Genomic DNA, 21101 nt, shown 5'->3' with positions numbered 1-21101 from the left:
TACGCCACAAAGGTAGCGAATATCTCAGCGTTAAAAAAATGATAATCGCTCTTTAGGCATCTTTATGAAGAGCCTTTCGAATTTCAGGTGCTATTTTTTCGCCAAAAATCTCAATAGAACGGAGCATCTCTTTATGTCCAGGGGCGCCCACATCCATGTGTGCAGAGAAACGTGTCAATCCGAATTTCTCCTGTATTTGCAAAATTTTATCTACGGCATAGGCAGCATCTCCAACAATGAGGTGTCCCCTTGAAGAACGCCCAAAGTCATATTGTGTACGTTGGTATGGAGGCCATCCGCGACTCGCCCCTATGCGATCCATTTGAGAAGAGTAAACAGGATAATAATAATCTGCTATTTGGGTACTATTGTCACCAAAGAAGGCATGCATGTGCACTCCAACTTGAAAATTAGCCATATCATGCCCATTGTCTTCATAAGCTTGGCGGTACATATCAAATAAGTGGTCGAAGCTTTCGTACATGCCACCGATGATAGCAAACATCACTGGTAAACCTAGTTTTCCTGCACGGATAACAGAAGATGTTGTACCTCCTACGGCAACCCAAATTGGCAGTGATCCATTTTTAGGCCGTGGGAAGACTTCTTGATTGATTAGCGGAGCTCTAAAATTTCCACGCCAAGTAATTGGATTTTGCTTGTTCAATCGTAGCAAAAGCTCAAGTTTCTCTTCAAATAATTCGGAATAATCTTTCAGATCATAACCAAATAAAGGGAAAGATTCAATGAAGGATCCTCTTCCAGCCATCAGCTCAGCACGTCCATCAGATAAAAGATCGACTGCCGCGAAATCCTGAAATAATTTAACAGGATCCGCAGAACTCAATACCGAAACTGCACTACCCAATTTAATATTTTTGGTAACTGTAGAAGCCGCAGCCAAGATAATTTCAGGTGCTGCAACCGCATAATCTGCCCGGTGATGCTCCCCGATTCCAAAGAAATCCAATCCTACTTGATCCATAAGCTTGATCTCTTCAATAATTTCTTTCATTCTATCTTGTGCTGCCTGGATCTGACCTGTAACAGGATCTATCCTCGAGTCACCAAACATTCCTATTCCTAATTCCATAATTGTCTATTTAAATTCTAAATCAAAATTAAGACCTTCTTCATTTAATTAAATTGATGTAGGACAAGAAATCTGATTAGCTTCAGAGCTTTCACCGATTTTGACAAGGTAAAAGGCCTATCGCTACTGTATAACCACCATAAAGGAAAGCTAGCAGACAATAACCCCGCCCAATTAGAAGAGAGCGATCGTATTCTTCGCTACCTGGTCTGCATTCCCACTAAAATGATGGCCCCCGGAGAGGTATTTTTTTGTAAAATTCTTAAGTGTAATTTTTTGTATAGGAAAATCGGCTTCGTCATCACCAAGAATGACGCCCGTTTTGACTCCATCCATGCGATTGATTTCAGAGACGACATCAAGACTTCGCTTTGTATTACTACGGCCTAAAATATCAGCTATATGGATCTCCAGATCTGTAGACACGGATGGTTCCAATAGAACAACACTCTTTACATTTTTTTTAACAACTGGATCCAAGCGGTTAATAATAAAAGGGACCGCATCTGCTCCAAATGAATACCCAACGATGAAAAGACGCATATTCTGCCGTGAGGATAGCAAAGTCTTCAAGGTATTAGAAATATCTCCTGCTATCTCATTCGGGCTTTTCTTCTTCCAGAAATAATTTTTTGAATCAAGAGCTGCGACAGTATATCCTGCTCCAGCAATCAGCTCACAAAGCTTGTTAGAGAATGAATTAAATCCACCATCTCCACTCAGATAGAGAACCAGAGGTAGTACAGCTTTATTATTCCAATATTTCATGTCAATCAAACGTTGTTGAGCAAAAGCATGAAATGCTATGCTACCAATTATAAATAAAGTGGCTAATTTTTTCATCTGTATGAGATCTACATGAAGCTATTCATTCGGTTTCATCACTTTGACCAGTGCAACAGGAAGTTGTAAGAGATCAAAATCGTTATCAAATATAAGGTATTTATTTTCCCAAAATGTCGCATACTTCTCTTTGAAATCACGCAGACTATGGTAATGTTTAAAGTTTCCCAATCGTGTTGAGGCAAACTTCATAATCTTTTCAGCGGGACTATCTGTCGCTCCCAAGCCCGTCATTGGCACCATTCCCAAATTTAGATAGACATACTTTTTAGCTTTAGCATATGTAATAAGCTCAACAATCAATGCATCCATACTCCCACCTGGCGCGTCAAGCGACTTTCGGATCATATCATAAGTACACTCATCTTTAGCATAATCGGGAATAATATTCAGAAAGGCGACAATATTATTTTGCTCATTTTTCAATACAATAATATCTTGCATAATAAGCTCATTTTCATCAAACATCCCTTGCGAAAAAACCATTTCCTTTTTGTCAAATTCTTTCAACCATTCATTGGAAATCAAGCTTAACTGGTCTATGATTGCTTTTTCCTGCGGTGCTTTCAACACTTCTGTTGTAAAACCCTTTTTTTGAATCGCATTAAGTCCATTACGTAATGACTTACGGTCTTTTCCTTCTAGCTTGAATGTTTCCAATTCTAATACAGCCTCCTGTCCAATGGTGATCTTCTGTTTACGAAGGGATGAGAAATGAACCAAGCTATTTTCATCAACACGGTAATAAATCGCCTTTAAACCATTCGCGTAACAGTATTGATCAAATTCATGAACCAGCTCTTCCTTATCTCCCTGTTCACAGACAGGTTCATCCAATACAATAGCAAATTCATTCGCCAGGCGATAAGCGGTAAATCCCTCCGAGACTTCTGAGAAGAACAAACTCTTATCTTTTCCCAATTTAAAGAAGTCCATCGGAGACTGTCCAAACTCAATTAGTAATTGTTCTGCATGCTCCATTTCGGAGCTACTCGAATCTTCGTCATCAATCAGCCGAGGACGTGCAAGTGCGTAGATCAATAAGAACCAACAAAATAGCCCCAAAACTTGGGTGATGCGCAAAAATTCTTGACCAAAAGCTGTTTGTGGCATCAATTCATCATCTGCAAACAACAGAAAACTCCGTGCCGTATGATATATTGATTGTCCCCATGTAAAGTCTAGCCCGAAATGTTGCTTATCAATGAAGTAAAAACTCAACACATCAAACAGGCATATCGCTATCAGAGCGACAAAAAATGTGATAAACCCAATTCTTACCCAACGAATATTACTCTTGATGCGATATTGTTTATAGCTCATTGCCAATAAAATCAAGGTCAATAAAGCAACCGAAGCTTCTTCATAATCTAACGCTTTAAATACATGGCCAAACAGCGACAAAGCACTAAACACCACGGCGATCCAGAACGCAATACGGAAACCTTTAATCAAGTAGGCTGAAGTAACCAATAGTCCTAAGCCCAAAACCAATACCATAAATTTAGAAGCATGAATTGCTTCTAGCGGTAAATAAAAACGATCCAGTTTCATTCGGTCCGCCAAAGGAGGCGTCAATACAGAAACAAGATTTACCACGCCTAAGAAGAAAATAAGCAGCGCTGGTCCAATACGTGCCAGCAATTGCTTACCACGCCATGCAAAGGCAAGGATCCCCAAGAGTAATGGAAGCCAAAATTCGAATGCCCGATAGAGAATCGTGATTCCTAAGCCCTCGGCCTGCGAATAACCGTATGCTTTAAAAATATACAGCATGGTCAGCTCTACAGCCCCAAGGCCCCGTAGAAAAGGAGAAACAATCATCAATACGACCGAAACAGTATAGGCAATAGCCGCAGCCTCGAAGGAGTGGTCCAAACCAAGAGCATACATACTTACAAAGGCATGGGCAATACCGCAGCATTCGACGACCATGGACGCTAACATGGTACCCAACAAATATTTTAGCTTGACTTCCCCTGAAAATATTTCATCGATATTAGAGGCGACAGCAGGAAACTTTAATTCGACCCAGCGATAGATGCCTTTGTGTGTTCGAAAAGACCAAACGAACCAAAATACGACAGCCAGGAGCAGTCCCAAAACCACCAATGAGATCCAGGCATCACCAAAATTTTTATTATGCCAGATCGTATACAATATAACAGGTACACCAATCATAAAGACCGTCAGTAGTCCGACATAGCCATACAGCGCCCCTGCTTGGTGAATTTGCGTCGTATTTAAATTTCTTTTCCGCAACTCCGTTGTTGTATATGCCAAAGAACTAATCCCACCCGCTGGGAGAAACACACTGAGTAAATTTCTCTTCAGGAAAAGATCAATGGCGATTCTCAGATTAATAGAAAGGCCGATCGCTTTAAAACTCTGCACATACATCAATCCCTGAAGCACAATATAAACGATGGTAATTCCAACTCCAACTGAAACCCAGGTTAGGTTAGCCGCGCGCAACTGCGGAATAATTGCCGCAAGCTCTTTCCGCTCATTTCTAAAAAATACGAAGGCCAATAAGATAACCAAAACAGCTATTAGTTCCTTCCAATAGGTCTTTGGTGAAAAATGTCGAATCCGTTGAGCAATAGTTTTGGCCATATGATCGTTTAATGATGAATAACCTTTAAATATATTATAAACACTAAAATAAAGCTAATCGTTTGAAAATGACTAATTGTTAATTTTTCGTAAATTCTTTTCACATTAATCAGTAATTTTCCTGCATGAAAGAGAAAAAGGTTTTGTTCATCGGACTTGTGTGGCCAGAGCCAACATCTTCAGCAGCGGGCTTTCGCATGATGCAATTAATTGACACATTCTTGAATGGCTCTTATCAGATTACTTTTGCCTCAGCGGCGGCTAAATCACCTTATAGCGCACCTTTACAATCACTGGGTGTGCATGAGCAAGCAATCGTGCTAAATAGCGATAGCTTTGATAAATTTATCATTCAACTTCAACCCGACATTGTTGTATTTGATCGCTTTATGGTGGAGGAGCAATATGGTTGGCGCGTTGCCCAGCAATGCCCTAACGCACTTCGCGTACTCGACACGGAAGACTTGCATTTTTTACGCCAGGCGAGGCAGGCGTCCGTCAAAAATAAAGGTGATTTCTCCTTTCAAGAGTTATTTACAGATACCGCTAAACGGGAAATTGCCTCAATTCTGCGAAGTGACCTCTCCTTGATTATCTCCGAATCCGAAATGAAGATTCTTATTGAAGAATTTCGAATTTCACCCGACATCCTCTATTACCTCCCTTTCCTTGAACATGAGATCAGTTCTACTGAAATTAATCAATGGAAGCCCTTTGAAGAGCGTAAGAACTTACTATTTATCGGAAATTTTATCCATGAGCCGAACTGGCATACGGTTCAATATCTAAAAACACAAATCTGGCCCCAATTACGGAAGATGCTTCCCAAAGTAGAATTGCACATTTATGGAGCCTATGCAACCCAAAAAGTACTCCAGTTAAACAACTCTAAGGAGAATTTCCTGATCAAGGGCCGAGCGGAATCTGCTCGTCTTACCATGGAAAACTACCGTGTACTGGTAGCTCCAATTCAATTTGGTGCCGGTGTGAAAGGAAAGTTTATCGACGCTATGCAGACAGGCACGCCATCTGTCACCACGACAGTTGGAGCAGAAGCCATGAAGGGTAATTTGGATTGGAATGGTTTTATCGAAGACGATCCCGAAACTTTCTGCAGAAAGACTGTCGAGCTCTACGAAAACGAAGATCTTTGGAAAACGGCCCAAGAACATGGTATCCGTATTATCAACGAGCGTTATGAAAAACGAAAATATCAGGCCGACTTTATGACGAATCTATCTTTGTTAAAAGTGCAGATTGACAGGCACCGCCAACAAAACTTTATTAGTCAGATATTGTTGCACCACACGATGCAGAGCACAAAATATATGTCTTTATGGATTGAGGAAAAAAATAAATAGATCTTTAGTTGACTTCACGCCACCAAGGCGCGTATACTGTATCTAATCTATTAAAATGGATCATTTCCCCTATTTTTGGCGTAAGGAGAGTGATCTGTTCTTTGTTCGCTGTCTCGTAAAATTTCTCCATTGGCTCTTTCCAGTCGTGCATAGCCAACGCGAACTTAGAAGAATGAACGGGCAAAATAGCTTGAGCTTTCAGATCCTTCGTTTCAGCAGCCCATTCGTCAGGTAAGGAATGGATATAATGCCAGGCATCGTTATACTGGCCATTTTCCAAGATTGCTAAATCAAATGGACCGAACTGGTCACCTATCTTTTTGAAGTGCTTACCATATCCGCTGTCTCCACCCAAGAAAATAGTGTACTGGGAAGTTTTTAACACAAAGGATGTCCACAAGGTATTATTCCGTGTAAATCTTCGTCCCGAAAAGTGCCTTGCGGGTGTGAAGGTTACCTGAAAATCGGGCGCCAGTTTTATCTGGTCGTACCAGTCACCCTCGATGATCTGATCGGACTTATATCCCCAAGATTCAAAATGCGCCCCCACGCCAAGACCACAAATCACCCGACCGACTTTATCCCTCAATTTCACAACAGTCTCATAGTCCAGATGATCGTAATGATCATGAGAGATAAACAAATAATCAATTTTCGGAAAAACCATCGTCGCATAGTCGACAGACATCTTAAATGCTTTATTGCTCCCTGGGATAGGAGAAGCATTGGGGCTGAACACCGGATCAACCAATATTAATTTTCCATCTAACTTCAACAGGTAGGAGGAGTGACCAAACCAAATCAGAACGTCATCTGCGGGAAGATGTGCTAAATCGCATTCCATAGCAGGCAATACGTTGATCGGTTTCAAGTGGGGATTTTTGTTGAAAAGGAAATCCCACAGCAAAGAGACCATATTCACATCGCCTTTCAACGATGGCGTTACTTCGAGATTATGAAAAACACCATTTTTAAAATTTGGTGACTGTTTCATACGTTCAAGCCGAGCTCCTTTGAAACTTCCACCAAACATTGGATGAACAAAATAATAGAGTACTCCACTGATGAGAACAATCAATAGAGCCCCTAAAATAATCCATCCCATATTCCGCATCAGAAATTATTCTTCCACATCATGGATTCCACCGGGCGGATGGTCTTGCCATTGTATTTTGCGTTACCTTTGGTATTATAAAATGTTTCGATATCGCCTTCTACAGCAAAATAGATCAATTGTCCAATAGGCATTCCCGCGTAAACCCGAACAGGTTGGGCAACCGAAATTTCCAAGGTCCAGGTATTACAGAAACCGACATCACCCTTTCCTGCAGTTGCATGGATATCTATCCCTAAGCGACCAGTACTCGATTTGCCTTCTAAAAAAGGAACATGCTTATGCGTTTCGGTATACTCTTGCGTAACGCCTAAATAAAGGGTATTGGGTTCCAATACAAACCCTTCTTCCGGGATTTCAAAATGCTGAATTTCATTGTGTTTCTTGGCATCAAGGACACGGTCTGCATACGTTGCCAAATATTTCCCCAAATGCACATCGTAGGAATTTGTTCCCAAACATTTACGATCAAATGGTTGAATGACAATACTGCCATTTTCAATCTCTTCGAGAATTCTTTTATCAGATAAAATCATGTGTATCAAAATAGCAAAAGCGTCAGGCAATGCTATACAAATTCAAAAATACAGTTCTCCCACTAATTTTACTTCATTTTTCCAAACAAAAATCTGGGATTTGTTTTTTAAATTTGGGTATGAGTCTAGTGTATCTACGTGAAATTGATAATCAAACCAAATTTGCAATTTGGCGAATTGAGGAATCGGACGACGATTTACTGTCGAAACTTCAATTGGATGAACGTGAAAAAGCAAAATTAGGGTCCTTCAATAAAGGGAAAAGACGGTTACATTGGCTTGCCACACGTGTTCTCCTGCGAACCCTATTGAACACATCCCGTTATATCGAATGTCCTTCGGATGCAAATGGCAAGCCTTATCTCGCTAATTTTCCCCAAAAAATATCACTTTCACACTCATTTGATTATGCAGCAGCTATGATCAGTACAAAAGGTGAAGTTGGTATCGACATGGAAATCATCAAAACAAAAGTAGAGCGCATCCAACATAAGTTCCTAAAACCTGCGGAGCTTGCATTCATCGCCCAAGATGAGAGCCGATATGAGCAGCTTTATGCTTGCTGGTGCGCCAAAGAAGCGATTTATAAACTTCAAGGCAATGCGGGGGTCTCCTTCTTGAACAACATGACCATACAACCATTCGAATACCAAACACAAGGCATATTAAAACTTGAACTCGACAGCGATCAAAATAAACATATTTATGATGTATATTACGAGAAGTTTAATGAATATATGCTCGCCTACGCTGTAGAATAGGTCCTTTAAAAAAATAATTTTTCTCAATTTCAATGAATTAGCATCCAAACAGCACTTTTTTTTTGCGCTTTTTGAAAAAGCTTCTATATTTGCATCATCGAAAACGATATGGCCCGTTCGTCTAGGGGTTAGGACGCAAGATTTTCATTCTTGAAACAGGGGTTCGATTCCCCTACGGGCTACAAAAAGCGACTTCAAAAGAGTCGCTTTTTCTATTTAAAGCCTACACCTTTTTAATGCCTTTGATAAGCATATTGCCTCTCAAAAAAATCAATAGAAATCTATTACCAGCGTAGTCAAAAGCATACAGCTTAGTTGTTTTACTTCCTATCTAAAGGTTCAAAATTTTCAAGCCGCATTACCTGTGCAAATTGTATCAGTTCAGCTTTTAATTGTTCGATCGTCAAATTGTCTACCTTTTTAGGCGAGTAAACTTTAATTAATGAATCAATGTCTAAATATATTCTATCCTGCTTGGAACTTGCCACGAAAGCCATAAAGCGTTCTCTTTCTACTTTTGGATGCTTAACTAAAGCCCTAAATTCAATATTACTCGGAAATCCCATGATTACATTGAACTGTATTCGATAACCATCAATTACAATCTCTTTGATTTCTTCGGTAAAATTCCATTTCGATTTTTCATTAATATAGGCTGTAGCAAATCCTATCCGATCCAATTCATCGAATGGCTGTATATTAAGTGCTTTCTTCTTAACCCATATTTTATTCAGCCAGGTCAAGTAAGTCATTCCGACTAAGAAAAGAGGGAATATAACGGACCCTAACAGAAAAACGCTGATGAAAAGAGTCCAGGTAGGATAATCTCCATTCGCAATAGAAATTGCCATGGGAAGGATAACAAAGAGTACGGTAAAACTTAACGATAATATCTTGAATGCTAAGAAGAATTTATGCTTATTGAGTTCTAAAAAGTTATTCATTATAATGTAGTAATATAGCTCGGTATAAAGGATAGCTGCTTGACAAATAAATATACTAGGGAAGTCGAAACTTCCGGCTTAGGCCATTCAGCATCACCTAATTCAGCGCAAAAGTATCAAATAAGAACAAATATTAAAAAAGTAAAAAAGTCACTCCGGAAAATGGAGTGACTTTCAGCTCTACCAGATTGCAAGCTAGACTATACTTGAAGTTGTATTATGTCTAATCTCGGATGCATTTTATAGTCCTTTAACATATACTTCTGCTATAGCGGATGAAGGAGGACGATTACTTGCTGTTACTGTACATTTTAAATAACGGGCTTTTGTTGTCGGAACATTAACGGCCAACGTTGATTTGGGACTATTTGTTCCAAAATCAATCTTTCCTAATGGAACATATGTTTTATTATCATTACTAGCCGAAAACTCAACAACTTTTAAATCATTATTCCAAAGTCGCCTTGTCAATTCAATCATCATCACATTATATTCTTTGCCAAAATCTATAATCACGTAATGTGGCAACGGTGGTTCTCCGCCCATCCATATGTTATGCCAGAAAGTATCTGGGTTTCCGTCCAGTATATTTTCCTTTTCACCACCGCCAATCCATTCGGAAGAAGCAGCGATGACCTTCCAGCCACTACGTGGAATATCCGGCGGCTGAAATGAAACAGGAACTAATATTGTCGAAGCAACGGGGTTAATACTATTTTTTGAAACAGACTTAATCCGTAAAGGCAAAGCATATTCTCCGAATAAATTGGTTGATCCATCAATAAGTCCCTTTTTTTGAATGGTGTATGAGAAACTCGCTTTATTCTCCTTCTCAGCAATTTTATAAGGTGCAGGCAAAAGCTGATAAGCCGCTTTCGGCAGTAATTTCAACTTCTTATCATCTGATACCGTCCCATTGTAATCATCCAAAATCATGGGATCTACTTCAATTTCGTAGTCAAGATTCCATTGATTAGGATAGTTTGTCACCAATGTAGCTTCTCCTATAACTTGTTCAGCACTAGTGGGGCTTAATTTGATTTGATCCAGCTGCAGTCCTGGCGATGTGAACTCCAAAAAAGGATCTTTAACGTTGGGGATGAGCAATGTAGTTGCCATTTCAGGTTTCAGCGCATGCAATCCTTCAGCTTCAATACGACAGGGAAGCACATACAACTCCTTATACTTTCCCTGCAACGCTTTTATACGTTCGCTATCAAAAACAATTGCTATATCATGTAAATAGTCTTTTTTTGAAAATTCTAAAGCGGTATTGTCGATTTTATAGCAATCTGGGGGGAGCAACTTATAGTTTGTACCCTCTTGCGCATTATATGCCGCTAGATAAGCTTCGTCAATCTTAAAGTTGACCTTTGCTTCCTGCTGTCCAATTCCAGCCTTCACAACAGTTACATTATAATCAAACTTTCCCCAGTCAAATACCGTTATTTTATTCTCTTTAAAGTCTCTGAAATAAATGGTGTCATCGACCATATTATTCATTCGATCATCCTTTTGACATCCATTCATCAAAACCAATGTCAGTAGGAAAATACAATAGGAAATACAATTTCTCATCATTTTCTGTATTAGTAAATAAGTACTACCATCCATAGTTTTGCGTCATGTTGACCATCTCACTCAGTTGCTGCTGATGTATCGGAAAGAAATAGTGTTTTGCTTGAAATACCCGTTTGCCAGGGAAGACATCTTTTGTGCGTTCCCATGAAGTCTCATAGGTTGTCGCTGCAACATTGCGTGTGTAATAAGGTTCATTCATTTCCTGTTCTGCAATCATCCATGTTCTTAAATCCGGATAGCGATGTCCTTCAAAAGCCATTTCTACCATGCGCTCTTTACGAAGAAGTCCTCGAAGCAATTCTTTATTTCCCAAGACTTCAGGATAAGCCTCCTCCAATTTATTCAATCCGCTGCGTTGGCGAACGAGATTAACATATTTCAAGGCCTCAGTTTCATTTCGGTTTGGCTTTTCATTACATGCTTCAGCATAATTGAGGTATATCTCTGCCAAGCGATAAAAAGGCCAGGCAAACTGTCCCCAGTTTCCAGATTCTATATCGTTTGTTGGGTCACTCATCCTCCGCCAGAGATATCCCGATTTTACACAGTCGCCAGTTTTGGTATAGGTCGATGTTCCTCCATCGAAAAACGTCACCTTTTTGTCGCCATGCAACCTATTAATCCAGTACATTCCATTCGCCAGAATAGATGCATAAAAACGTGCATCACGTCCCACACAACTGTTATGTGCTTTAAAGGCAGCAAAATTGTCCAATGGATGCACATAGTTATCTGTAAATCCAGTTTCTTGGTAACCAGATTTTTCATCAATAATAGGTTGGCCATTGCTACTGTAGCCCGTAATTGGATAACGTCCAGAGCTCGCCATTGGATAAGAATCGACCAATTTCAATGAAGGAGCATATCCACCCCAGCCCATCGTAACGACTCGCGGCGGCGCGGTACGAACATTATAATTAAAGCCATCGTCTGACCAGCGGCCCCAAATAATTTCCGAATTCCACTTTTCAAAATAAATACCCATATATGATTTTATCGCACGACGAAAGTTGTTCGTCTCTTTATTATCCTGATACAGGGTATATAAATTTAGATCAATGAGATCTTTAGCCGCTTGGGCAGCTAGCTCCCATTTAGTAGGATCAACAGTTTGAGGAAACAGGAATTCACCATTTCTATTCTTCAAACCCACATATAATTTCGCTCCATTAAATAACGGTCGTGCCATGTACAACAATAACTCTGATTTAGCGGCCATTACTGCACCTTTGGTCAAGCGACCATACCAGGCCTGATCGGTAATCTCCTTAGGTAATACAGCAGTTGCTTTATCAAATTCCGAGAGTATAAAATTAACGTTGGCTTCCAAGGACATGCGATCCACTGTCTTAGCATCGATCTTATCGTCTGCAGCACGATCACCCCAAACAAATACAGGCCCGTAGCGTTTTAACAATAGGTAATAAAAATAAGCACGTAAAAACCTGGCTTCCGCCTTCATCGTACTTTTAGTAGATTCATTGAGCTCTACGTTTTTATCAACATTATTGATAAAAATGGTCGCCTGGTTAATGCCTTGATAATTATGTACCCATGTCGCATAATCATCTGTTGTCACCCCCCAACCTCCATTTGTGAAGTTGAGCCAAGGTACCCATGCTACCCAGGAGAACAGCGCTTCATCGCTAAGCGGCACATTCCCCCCCTCACTATTAAATAGATCATGTTCAATGGGCAAGTAACCATATACTTGCGCGAGATACCGTTCGGTTGTTGTACGCTTCTGAAAGGTTTCATCAAGGGTCTTCTGGTTTGCCAAATCCACATCCAAATACTTACTGCATGCCCCAAAGAAAACCGGTACTAAAAGACAAGTCAAGAGGTAAATATATTTTTTCATCGTTTTTTCGTTTAGAATATCACACTTAGACCAATATTAAATACGCGCATTTGCGGATAACCACTTCCCGAGACCGTTTCCAATTCTGGATCCCATAATTTGAATTTACTGAACGTAAAAACATTGACTCCTTGGGCATAAAAACGCATTGTTGACATTTTCCATTTTTCTATCCAACGTTTAGGTAGTGTATAACCAAACTCCAGATTTTTTAAACGGATAAAGCTCATATCGCGCTGCCACCATGTAGATGCCTGAGAATTATTGGCAATATTGAGAGACATACGCGGATAAATAGCGTCCGGGTTTGGGTTATCAGCGCTCCAACGATGATCTGCGACATCGGAATAAATTTGTCCTGCATTCCAGATATTGCCTGTCTGCCCATACAAGGGCCCTCCGGCAATAATTCGCGTAATCTCACCCACACCATGAAAAAATGCGGCAATATCAAATCCTCTCCAGGATACACTCGTTCCAAATCCATAGGTCAACTGTGGCATATCAGTATCACCTATAGCGACCTTGTCCTGCTCGGTTATCTGTCCATCTCCATTAATGTCTCGATACTTGAGATCTCCAGGATGCGGACCATCTCCGTATTTCTGCACAGGACTGTGTGCTATTTCCTCTTCGGACTGGAATAAGCCCAGCGCTATCAAGCCCCGTTGCTGCCCCCAACGCTGTCCGATATCCGATTGGTAAGCCCACACGGGAACTGGTTTGTCATCAAATAACTTTTTATTACGATTATAGGTGATATTCCCACGAATCTGAAGGCCGAAATCTCCCTGATGGTGATTAAATTCCAATGATCCTTCTATACCCCTATTCTCCATTTGACCAATATTTACTAAAGGTTTCACATTTACCCCAACAACAGAAGGCACACTCTCCTGTGGGATATAAATCCCATCGCGCTTCTCAGCGAAATAATCCGTCTGAATGGTCAATTTATTAAATAGCGTCAATTCTAAACCAATATTTCGTTTCAATGCACTCTCCCAGGCTACCAATGGATTTCCGGGATAACCTGTGGCAATTCCAGTCAATGGTTTTTGCCCCCCTATACCAAATGAATATCCTCCACGGTCTTCCATCTCCGAGTTATAAGCAAACCGACGTTTTCCATCAATTTTATCGCTACCAATCTTACCGATGGATCCGCGGATCTTCAAGAAGCTAATCACGGGTAATAAGGACTCAAAGAATGGCTCATTACTTAGCACATAACCCATCGCCAAGGACGGAAAGAATCCAAAACGCTTCTTGGGGGCAAAGTTTTCTGAACCGTTATAACCAAAGTTGCCTTCGATAAAATAGCGATCCTGATACGAATAAGTCAGACGGGAAGCAATTCCGGTATTTCGATAAGGCAACGCAGCTATATAATTGTTCTCCGGAAAATTATTCGTGCGCTCACGCATAGAGAATAAAAATAGCCCCCCGAAACGATGCTTCTCCGCAAACAATCTGTCGTACATTAATGAACTCTCAAAGTTGATTGCCCGCTCGCCAGAATGCCAATCCTTTAATGTGAAATAATCGCTTCCAGCGCCATTATCTTTCAAAATCAAATTTCCATCACTATCCCGGGCATTCGTCTTATCCACATAATAAGTGATAGGATTTTTACGTCTGTCCAAAGAAGTCGAATTTTTAGCATCCCAAGAGAATTTGACATTTGCTCTTAATCCAGGTGTGATCAACTCTGAGAAATCTTGCGTTACGCCAACCAGCGATTGCGCATTATTCCAAAAATCCTTTGAGTATCCTGTTGTATTCAGAAAATAATAGGGACTCATTGTATAGGCACCATTAGAAAATTGCGTTGGAATTGCCACTGGTGTTGTATGCAAGATAGTCTCGTACATCGTTCCCAAATCTAGTCCCAGACGGTTCTTTGTTTCAAATTGATTGGAGAGATTTAGGTTTACCTCAGTTGAAGGAGAAAGCTTGATATCTACATTAGATCGGAAATTGATCCTGTCAAAGTTCACCGAAGGATCATAGTTTGATGTTTTACGAGGTTGAAAGATGCCATTCTCTTTCATGTAGGAACCCGACACATAATATTTGATAAAATCTCCACCTCCGGTCACATTCACATTCAAACGTTCATTCGACGTTCTTTTCTTAAATATTTCTTGCATCCAATCCACATTAGGATACACATCCGGATCCACTTTATTCACGTACTTATTTATTTCTTCTTGTGTTAATGGTACTTTACCAGAGGCTTCAAAGTTGATATCATTATAATAATCTAACCATTGCGTAGCATTGGCCAATTTCGGCAGTCGTGTCGGCTCCAACATCCCCCGTTCGACACGAGCATTAATTGTTGGTTTGGCACTTTTCTTTCCTCTTTTTGTTGTAATGATCACAATGCCATTCGCTCCCCTTACACCGTACACGGCTGTGGCTGTTGCATCTTTCAAAACTGAAAAAGACTCTACATCCTCAGGATCAACTAAATCCATCGGACGTTCGATACCATCGACTAAAATCAATGGGCTATTACTTCCAGCAAAACTACTGACCCCCCGTATCCAGAACGAAGTTGCGGAGCCCGGCTCTCCCGAGCCTTGCACCGTGACAACCCCCGCCATCTGTCCCGCCAACGAGCTACTAAGTTTTGCGACCGGGGTTTTCAATTGCTGTGGAGAAACACTGCTAATTGCGCCCACCACACTGATTTTACGTTGTTTTCCATAAGCAACAACAACGGCTTCCTCCAAATCGCTTACTGCAGGCTCCAAAGTGACATTCAGCTGATTTGACGTACTAATATTACGCTCAAACGACTGAAATCCCACCAGCGAAAACTGCAGCACCTTATACTGATCTTCAATTTCCAAGGCAAATTGCCCCTGCGCATCGGTCTTCGTTCCAATATTTGCCCCCTTAACCGAAACCGTGACACTTTCCAATGGCATCCCCTTAACATCCGATACAACCCCTCTTATTTTACGTCGCTGCAAGATCACTGCGGAGCTGGAAGCAACTGGCAGAGAAGCCGCTTTGGCCATAATCAATACCGTGTTCAGATTCAATTCGTAGGTCAGATTTCTTTCCGATAGAAACTCTTGCAGCACCTCTTTAAAGTTTTTGTGATTTGCTTTAATGGTCACTCTTTTCTGTTTATTGATCAAACTGTTATTGTACAAAAATTCGTACCCCGTTTGTTTTTGAATCTCATCCAGGACGTCCACCAAACGTCCATTTTTTATATCCAATGTCACTTGTTGACCAAAGCTAGATGCATGAACATGCACCATGGAGATGATGAGGATTAGTATGCATACTTTCATCCTGATAAATGCTTTTACAAAGAATTTTTGTGTAAAAAAGCAACTTTTGCTATTCCTTTTATACATTTGTATAGGTTTGGTGTTAAATGGTTTATAACTCAATTAGGTTTATTTAATTGCTAAACTACGATCGGGAGTGTTGCGAGCACTTCCGATTACTTTTAGCTCAAGGTCTCCTTATTACATAACAAGGACCCTCCCATCCTGAATTTTAAATTTATAATTGGATATTTTTTCCAGCTGCCGCAATAAATCCGAGAGCTTTTTGGTCCTCTTTATCATCCCCGTAAATTTATCGCTGGACGATGAATTCACCTTGACTTCCTTGATATCATACCATTCACCCACTTTTTGCAAGACAGTCTCAATATTATCTTCGGTAAAGCGAAAGAAGCCATCCCGCCATGCGAGAACCTCTTTTAAGTCGGCTTCCTGTACCACAATTTGTTTCGTATGCAGATTAGTCTGCGCCTGCATTCCTGGGGTTAAAATCTGCTGATTACGCCCTGCAGCTACAGCAACCTTACCTTTGATTAAAGTAGTCAGGATTTTAGTTTTACTGAGATCGGAGGCGATATTGAATTGCGTGCCCAACACTTTAATTTGGGTTTGTTTCGTCTGAACAATAAAAGGCTTGCTACTGTCATGAGTGACATCAAAATAGGCTTCACCATCCAAGGATACCGTTCGGATGTGATCATCAAAATGTGTCGGATAGGTCAAGCTAGCGCCCGAGTTTAGTTGAACTTGTGTGCCATCAATCAGCCTCACGGTTAATGCACTACCTTTTGGACTAAGGAAAGTTCTCATCTCAGACTTGCCTTTGCCATTATTTCTAATTTGATACACTACTGTACCATCTGTTGCTTTAACGATGCTCAGATCGTTTTTATCCAAGGTTTCAGGATGCTCTTCTGAAATTGAATATTGATCACCATTTGAAAGTTTAAGTATAGGCGCACCGTTTTCCGGCAAGGCGATTTCCCTTGGCGAGATGGCTTGTTGAGACGTTATTTCCTTCGCGTTTTGCTGGACCAGAAACAAAATTGAAAAACAAAAAACAACAATTGCAGCTGCAATCGCCCCCCATTTGATGTAGCGTAGCTTTGATTTTCTTTCATCTCCTATCTCTTCATGATGTTCCCCTATTCGACTTGAGATCTGATTTAAAACCTGATCCCTGTTAAACAGCTCCGAGCGTTCAGGAATTCTTTCGCCCATACGTTCAAAAAGATCGGAGAATTCAGCTTCTTCCAGCTGATCTAATTGATCGAGCATCTCTTTCAGTTCCGAACGAGAGATTGTATTTCTAAAATAATGGGTTAGCAAATAGCGTAGTCTTTCTTCTTGCATGGTCAAATTGGTTCGTACTTTCTAAGTATTGATTTTAGACAGTACACCGCAAAAACAGAAAAGGACTACACTGAAAAATATTTTTTTAAAAAATTTTAGATCAAGCCGAAATCACCTATGGCCATAATAATTTCTAAATAGATCTTAAGCCTTGCCAGAAAAAATGTAAACAGACGCTTAATATAGATACATCAATAAATGAAATCCTTTTTCAGAAAAAATAAAAAAATAGGGATAATAGCGGATTTCGTCCAGAACGGACTTGTTTTAAATGTTTCGATGCTCTGGCAAGATGGTTTTTTACAGTGTTCTTAGAAAGATTTAGTTCCTCTGCAATTTGATTGTGAGGTATTCCTTCGATTCGACTTAATGTAAAAACAAGTTTTTGTTGTTCAGGAAGTAGGGCAAGATAATTTTCTATTTCACCAGCAAGTTCCTTTCGTTCTATTAAACCGTCGGCGCTATCCGAATGATGTTCAATATGGTAATATAGAAGCTCAAAGGCCGAATGAGAACGTTTAATACTTCTTAGTTTATTGAAACACTCTCTTTTAGTCAATACATAGAGAAAGGGCCAGAGATCCACATCCTGTTTTATACTTTCTCTATTGGTCCACAGTTTCACGAAAACTTCCTGCACGACATCCTCGCTCCAGCCTGTATCTTTCAACAGGTGGAAAGATACATCGAAAATGCGGTCTGCATATCGTTCGTAAAGTTTTGGTAAAACAGCCTGCTTTCCTATAGAGAGCGCCTGGATCAAATTGGCTTCATCGTTTTCTTTTCTCATAACTAAAGCGCCCAATCTTCAGTTTATTGGTCTTTGTGCTTTTCACAGGTAACAATTAGATTACAAGGCCAAGTTAACAATTATTTCAACATCTTTATTTTAAAAAATCAAGCATATTAAATTTTTCCAAAGCGATCTTCTAACTAATAGATCGCTTTGGGTTCGGATTTTTCTTGCGCTTCTTTGTAGCGCAATACCTGCGATAGAATTGCTGGATTTTCGATCACTTTAGGCCTAAACTTTGTACTGTTCATATACGTTAAGATGGAGCTCAACAGCTGTCTTGCAACGGGCCTATTGGTTAGATCCGCCTCCAGATCAAACGTAGCGATCATCAGCTTGCCTGATCCTACCGTTCCTTCAAAAAGAGATGCTAATCTTCTATTATTGGCAAAGTTATCAATGAGCTCTACAACTGCATTTCCGCCTTTGACCTGATCCGTAATCATCGTAGTCGATTTAATTTGGAGATCCCACCATTGCCAATCCGTATGATTATCTGTCGGGAAATCGGCAAATACAGGGTGTTTAGGGTCACAAAGCAAGCCCATTGTACCTGCCTGTTTTGGAAAATGTACCGGGCTCCAAAAAACAGGAACGAACTTCCCTTCAATACCGTTTATTTTCTTCCAATCGGGATTTAAAAGTACCTTTTTCCCTTCTTTCAGCAAGTGCATTGCTTCCTCCAATTCGCGCGTATAGCTAACTTCCCCAAAATCAACGGCTACCTTTTGAGGATACACCCAAATATTCCAATGATTTTCGTATGAAGTACCCTCAAGTTTAAGTTGAATCGTCAATTTCTTCGCCTGTCCAATTGTTTGTAATGGTATTTCTACATGCCCCACATTGCCTTGATGTCCCTTTCCAATGGTTGACTGAAAATGTCCTTGTGCGACTATTTTTCCCGCATCTTTCAGGAACCAACTAATCCCCTGATTCTTCAAAATCTCCTGTCCATAATTACTCACATCTATAGAAGCTTCGAACGTTTCATCGTTGGTATATACCGCTTTCGCAAACTGGAGTAAAGGCACTACTGGAGCGCTAAATTGTCGAAATTCGGCCGCTGAGAGAATATGTTTGCTGTCCCAAAAAGCATCTAATAAGCCCACCAACGCCGTTCCTTGACCAGGGAAATCGTGAAGATCAAGGAGCTGATAACCGCTGATACCCGGTGTCTTCAACGCTCTTTCCATCTCCTCTTTGTACAGAATAGCTGCCAATTTCCCCGAGGACATCGTATATGCACTGGCCTTATGTAATAATCCTTTTTGTTTTAGATCTTCTGCAACAGAAATGAAGTTTAATGGTTTTAAAACACCTTTATATTTTTTGATTTCGGCGAGATTGGGATAGACAGCATATTGTCCAATTTCGTGCGTCACGACCGGAATCGAAATTCCTTCCAAAGAATTGCTGTAGTTTTTATTGAATGTAGGTGCTTCGCTATTAAATACACCTTGTCCCCGCACCCAGCCCTTGGCTGTCCACTGGGTAATCAGATAATCATCATAGGGTTCTTCCTTCACACCATGCCCTTGCTGGAATGTAAAAGAAGTTGCCGTATAAAGATGCCGTTTGTCTTTTTCCTTTACGTATTTTACCAGATCATTCAGCGCATTGAAATCACCACTCAACTCATTACCCATACTCCAAAAACAAAAGGACGGATGATTTCCATAAGTCTGCATTATTCGATCGGCCTCTTCATAGAGAAAATTCATCACTCCCTCATCTTTACCAAGATTATTCTCCCAGATTGGCAACTCAATTTGAAGATAGAATCCCAATTCGTCGGCAACAGCAAAGGCCGCCTCAGGAGGACACCATGAATGAAACCTCAGATGATTTAACCCCCATTCGCGTGCTGTCACAAAGACTTTTCTCCAACCGGCCTTATCCATCGGCGGATGTCCCGTTAACGGGAAGATACTGCACTCCAATGTTCCCCTCAAAAATAAAGGCTCACCATTGACTTTTAGCATGGTCCCATCCGTAGAGAGCTCACGCATACCTATTGAGGTACTCAATGTTGATACGGCATCTGCGGTTTTCAATTCCAGACTGATGTCGTACAAATGCGGCGAAAATTCGCTCCAAAGTTTCAGTTTGTCACCAAGAAGGTAGTTTAGGTTGATCGCTGAATCCCTTGGCGACAGCTGAATGGTTCTTTCAACTGGTGGTAGGGAACCCATTTTGTCTTTTACCTTTATTTTCAGTTTACCGACAACGGCCTTTGCAAGTTTATTACGGAGATTGATCTGCAGATTGATTTCCTTTTTCGCTAGATTAGGGCTCGCATACACAGACTTCAGACGCACCGCATCGTAGGCCTGAATAGCAATCTTTCCAAGAATGCCATTCCAAATAATTTGGGTGTGATCGGTATAAGCATGCGCCATATCATCAACGCTGATCGGGAGCTTCTTCCTGTTATCTACGCGGATTGTCAACCGATGCTTCTTTCCTGTTTTCAGTAGTGAACTCAAGTCAAACTCATGCGGACTGACAAGGCTACGTTGCTTTTGTACTACTGCTATCCCGTCGATCCAAACCATAGACTCCCAAAGAACACGCTCGAGGGTTAAGATCATCTCCTTACCTGCCCAACCAGCCGGAATTGAAACCTCCCGTGTATACCATGCTGCCCCCACGTAACGATGTGTTCGCGTTAGATGCGAAAGCTGAGGTTTGGCAAGAGCAGGTGTCAATGTATTTACGGTTCCTAAACCCGCATCATCTGTTGTTCCTGGTAATTTAATCGATGTTTCGAACGATTTACCAGCCCAACCATGCTCGATACCGATATCTTCGGGATCAAGCCGAACTTTCCACTCTCCTGCAAGATCAAGACGATTTAGTCCATCTGCCCAGACGGTATAACTTTGAAATAGAATGACGAATACAATGATATAGCGATACATACTGAAA

Annotated in this window: 14 protein-coding genes and 1 tRNA gene; 3 read left to right on the top strand and 12 right to left on the bottom strand. The window is 40.6% G+C overall.

The genetic code is table 11. The annotated features are described in order from the left end of the window. Positions 1-52 precede the first annotated feature (52 nt). The 3 genes from HS960_RS21440 to HS960_RS21430 all read right to left on the bottom strand — a co-directional run bounded on the left by HS960_RS21440 (position 53) and on the right by HS960_RS21430 (position 4552). Entirely contained in the window at positions 53-1093 is a 1041-nt protein-coding gene (locus HS960_RS21440) for an Atu2307/SP_0267 family LLM class monooxygenase (RefSeq protein ID WP_153844480.1), read from the bottom strand. A 174-nt stretch (positions 1094-1267) separates the two neighbouring features. Continuing rightward, on the bottom strand, positions 1268-1936 hold the full coding sequence (locus HS960_RS21435) for an AcvB/VirJ family lysyl-phosphatidylglycerol hydrolase (protein WP_153844481.1): 669 nt from the start codon (positions 1934-1936) through the stop codon (positions 1268-1270). 21 nt (positions 1937-1957) lie between these two features. Then, positions 1958-4552, bottom strand: coding sequence for a phosphatidylglycerol lysyltransferase domain-containing protein (locus HS960_RS21430; protein WP_153844482.1), 2595 nt, complete (start codon positions 4550-4552; stop codon positions 1958-1960). 125 nt (positions 4553-4677) lie between these two features. Here HS960_RS21430 and HS960_RS21425 point away from each other — a divergent pair, with 125 nt between their 5' ends. Next, positions 4678-5913 carry a glycosyltransferase gene (locus HS960_RS21425; protein WP_182330606.1) on the top strand — a complete coding sequence of 412 codons (1236 nt, stop codon included), beginning with the start codon at positions 4678-4680 and terminating at the stop codon, positions 5911-5913. Between the two features lie 4 nt (positions 5914-5917). Here HS960_RS21425 and HS960_RS21420 read toward each other — a convergent pair whose 3' ends face one another. Both HS960_RS21420 and dcd read right to left on the bottom strand, forming a co-directional pair. Beyond that, the gene (locus HS960_RS21420; protein WP_153844484.1) at positions 5918-7018 is read right to left on the bottom strand and encodes an MBL fold metallo-hydrolase; all 1101 of its coding nucleotides are present in this window, start codon (positions 7016-7018) and stop codon (positions 5918-5920) included. Positions 7019-7026: 8 nt separating this feature from the next. After that, entirely contained in the window at positions 7027-7563 is a 537-nt protein-coding gene (gene dcd, locus HS960_RS21415) for a dCTP deaminase (protein ID WP_046673098.1), read from the bottom strand. A gap of 119 nt (positions 7564-7682) precedes the next feature. On the opposite strand from dcd, the gene HS960_RS21410 reads away from it, so the two are divergent. Together HS960_RS21410 and HS960_RS21405 are read left to right on the top strand one after the other, a co-directional pair. Continuing rightward, positions 7683-8324 (top strand): 4'-phosphopantetheinyl transferase family protein, encoded by a 642-nt coding sequence (locus tag HS960_RS21410; RefSeq protein WP_153844485.1) that lies wholly within the window; start codon positions 7683-7685, stop codon positions 8322-8324. Between the two features lie 110 nt (positions 8325-8434). After that, positions 8435-8506 (top strand) — tRNA-Glu (locus tag HS960_RS21405). A gap of 138 nt (positions 8507-8644) precedes the next feature. Here the strand turns inward: HS960_RS21405 and HS960_RS21400 are convergent. From HS960_RS21400 to HS960_RS21370, 7 genes are all read right to left on the bottom strand, one after another. After that, positions 8645-9268: a hypothetical protein gene (locus HS960_RS21400; protein WP_153844486.1), complete on the bottom strand. Its 624-nt coding sequence runs from the start codon at positions 9266-9268 to the stop codon at positions 8645-8647. A gap of 240 nt (positions 9269-9508) precedes the next feature. Further along, positions 9509-10849 carry a BT_3987 domain-containing protein gene (locus tag HS960_RS21395; RefSeq protein ID WP_159727555.1) on the bottom strand — a complete coding sequence of 447 codons (1341 nt, stop codon included), beginning with the start codon at positions 10847-10849 and terminating at the stop codon, positions 9509-9511. A gap of 22 nt (positions 10850-10871) precedes the next feature. Continuing rightward, positions 10872-12710, bottom strand: coding sequence for a RagB/SusD family nutrient uptake outer membrane protein (locus HS960_RS21390; RefSeq protein ID WP_182330605.1), 1839 nt, complete (start codon positions 12708-12710; stop codon positions 10872-10874). 11 nt (positions 12711-12721) lie between these two features. Next, positions 12722-16024, bottom strand: coding sequence for a TonB-dependent receptor (locus HS960_RS21385; protein WP_182330604.1), 3303 nt, complete (start codon positions 16022-16024; stop codon positions 12722-12724). A gap of 180 nt (positions 16025-16204) precedes the next feature. Further along, positions 16205-17377, bottom strand: coding sequence for a FecR family protein (locus tag HS960_RS21380; protein ID WP_159727559.1), 1173 nt, complete (start codon positions 17375-17377; stop codon positions 16205-16207). Between the two features lie 211 nt (positions 17378-17588). Beyond that, on the bottom strand, positions 17589-18167 hold the full coding sequence (locus HS960_RS21375) for an RNA polymerase sigma factor (protein ID WP_120335201.1): 579 nt from the start codon (positions 18165-18167) through the stop codon (positions 17589-17591). A 143-nt stretch (positions 18168-18310) separates the two neighbouring features. Beyond that, positions 18311-21094, bottom strand: coding sequence for a sugar-binding domain-containing protein (locus HS960_RS21370; protein WP_182330603.1), 2784 nt, complete (start codon positions 21092-21094; stop codon positions 18311-18313). Between the last annotated feature and the right edge of the window lie 7 nt (positions 21095-21101).

Origin of the sequence: Sphingobacterium paramultivorum (assembly GCF_014109745.1) — a bacterium.
GTDB classification, from domain to species: Bacteria; Bacteroidota; Bacteroidia; order Sphingobacteriales; family Sphingobacteriaceae; genus Sphingobacterium; species Sphingobacterium paramultivorum.
The sequence above is the reverse complement of the archived record's forward strand: the minus strand, read 5'-3'. Positions and strand labels throughout refer to the sequence as shown.

Bases quoted from the DNA above. Each gene is read 5' to 3' on its own strand.
- HS960_RS21440 (WP_153844480.1), bottom strand. From the start codon at position 1,093: ATGGAATTAGGAATAGGAATGTTTGGTGACTCGAGGATAGATCCTGTT.
- HS960_RS21435 (WP_153844481.1), bottom strand. From the start codon at position 1,936: ATGAAAAAATTAGCCACTTTATTTATAATTGGTAGCATAGCATTTCAT.
- HS960_RS21430 (WP_153844482.1), bottom strand. From the start codon at position 4,552: ATGGCCAAAACTATTGCTCAACGGATTCGACATTTTTCACCAAAGACC.
- HS960_RS21425 (WP_182330606.1), top strand. From the start codon at position 4,678: ATGAAAGAGAAAAAGGTTTTGTTCATCGGACTTGTGTGGCCAGAGCCA.
- HS960_RS21420 (WP_153844484.1), bottom strand. From the start codon at position 7,018: ATGGGATGGATTATTTTAGGGGCTCTATTGATTGTTCTCATCAGTGGA.
- dcd (WP_046673098.1), bottom strand. From the start codon at position 7,563: ATGATTTTATCTGATAAAAGAATTCTCGAAGAGATTGAAAATGGCAGT.
- HS960_RS21410 (WP_153844485.1), top strand. From the start codon at position 7,683: ATGAGTCTAGTGTATCTACGTGAAATTGATAATCAAACCAAATTTGCA.
- HS960_RS21400 (WP_153844486.1), bottom strand. From the start codon at position 9,268: ATGAATAACTTTTTAGAACTCAATAAGCATAAATTCTTCTTAGCATTC.
- HS960_RS21395 (WP_159727555.1), bottom strand. From the start codon at position 10,849: ATGATGAGAAATTGTATTTCCTATTGTATTTTCCTACTGACATTGGTT.
- HS960_RS21390 (WP_182330605.1), bottom strand. From the start codon at position 12,710: ATGAAAAAATATATTTACCTCTTGACTTGTCTTTTAGTACCGGTTTTC.
- HS960_RS21385 (WP_182330604.1), bottom strand. From the start codon at position 16,024: ATGAAAGTATGCATACTAATCCTCATCATCTCCATGGTGCATGTTCAT.
- HS960_RS21380 (WP_159727559.1), bottom strand. From the start codon at position 17,377: ATGCAAGAAGAAAGACTACGCTATTTGCTAACCCATTATTTTAGAAAT.
- HS960_RS21375 (WP_120335201.1), bottom strand. From the start codon at position 18,167: ATGAGAAAAGAAAACGATGAAGCCAATTTGATCCAGGCGCTCTCTATA.
- HS960_RS21370 (WP_182330603.1), bottom strand. From the start codon at position 21,094: ATGTATCGCTATATCATTGTATTCGTCATTCTATTTCAAAGTTATACC.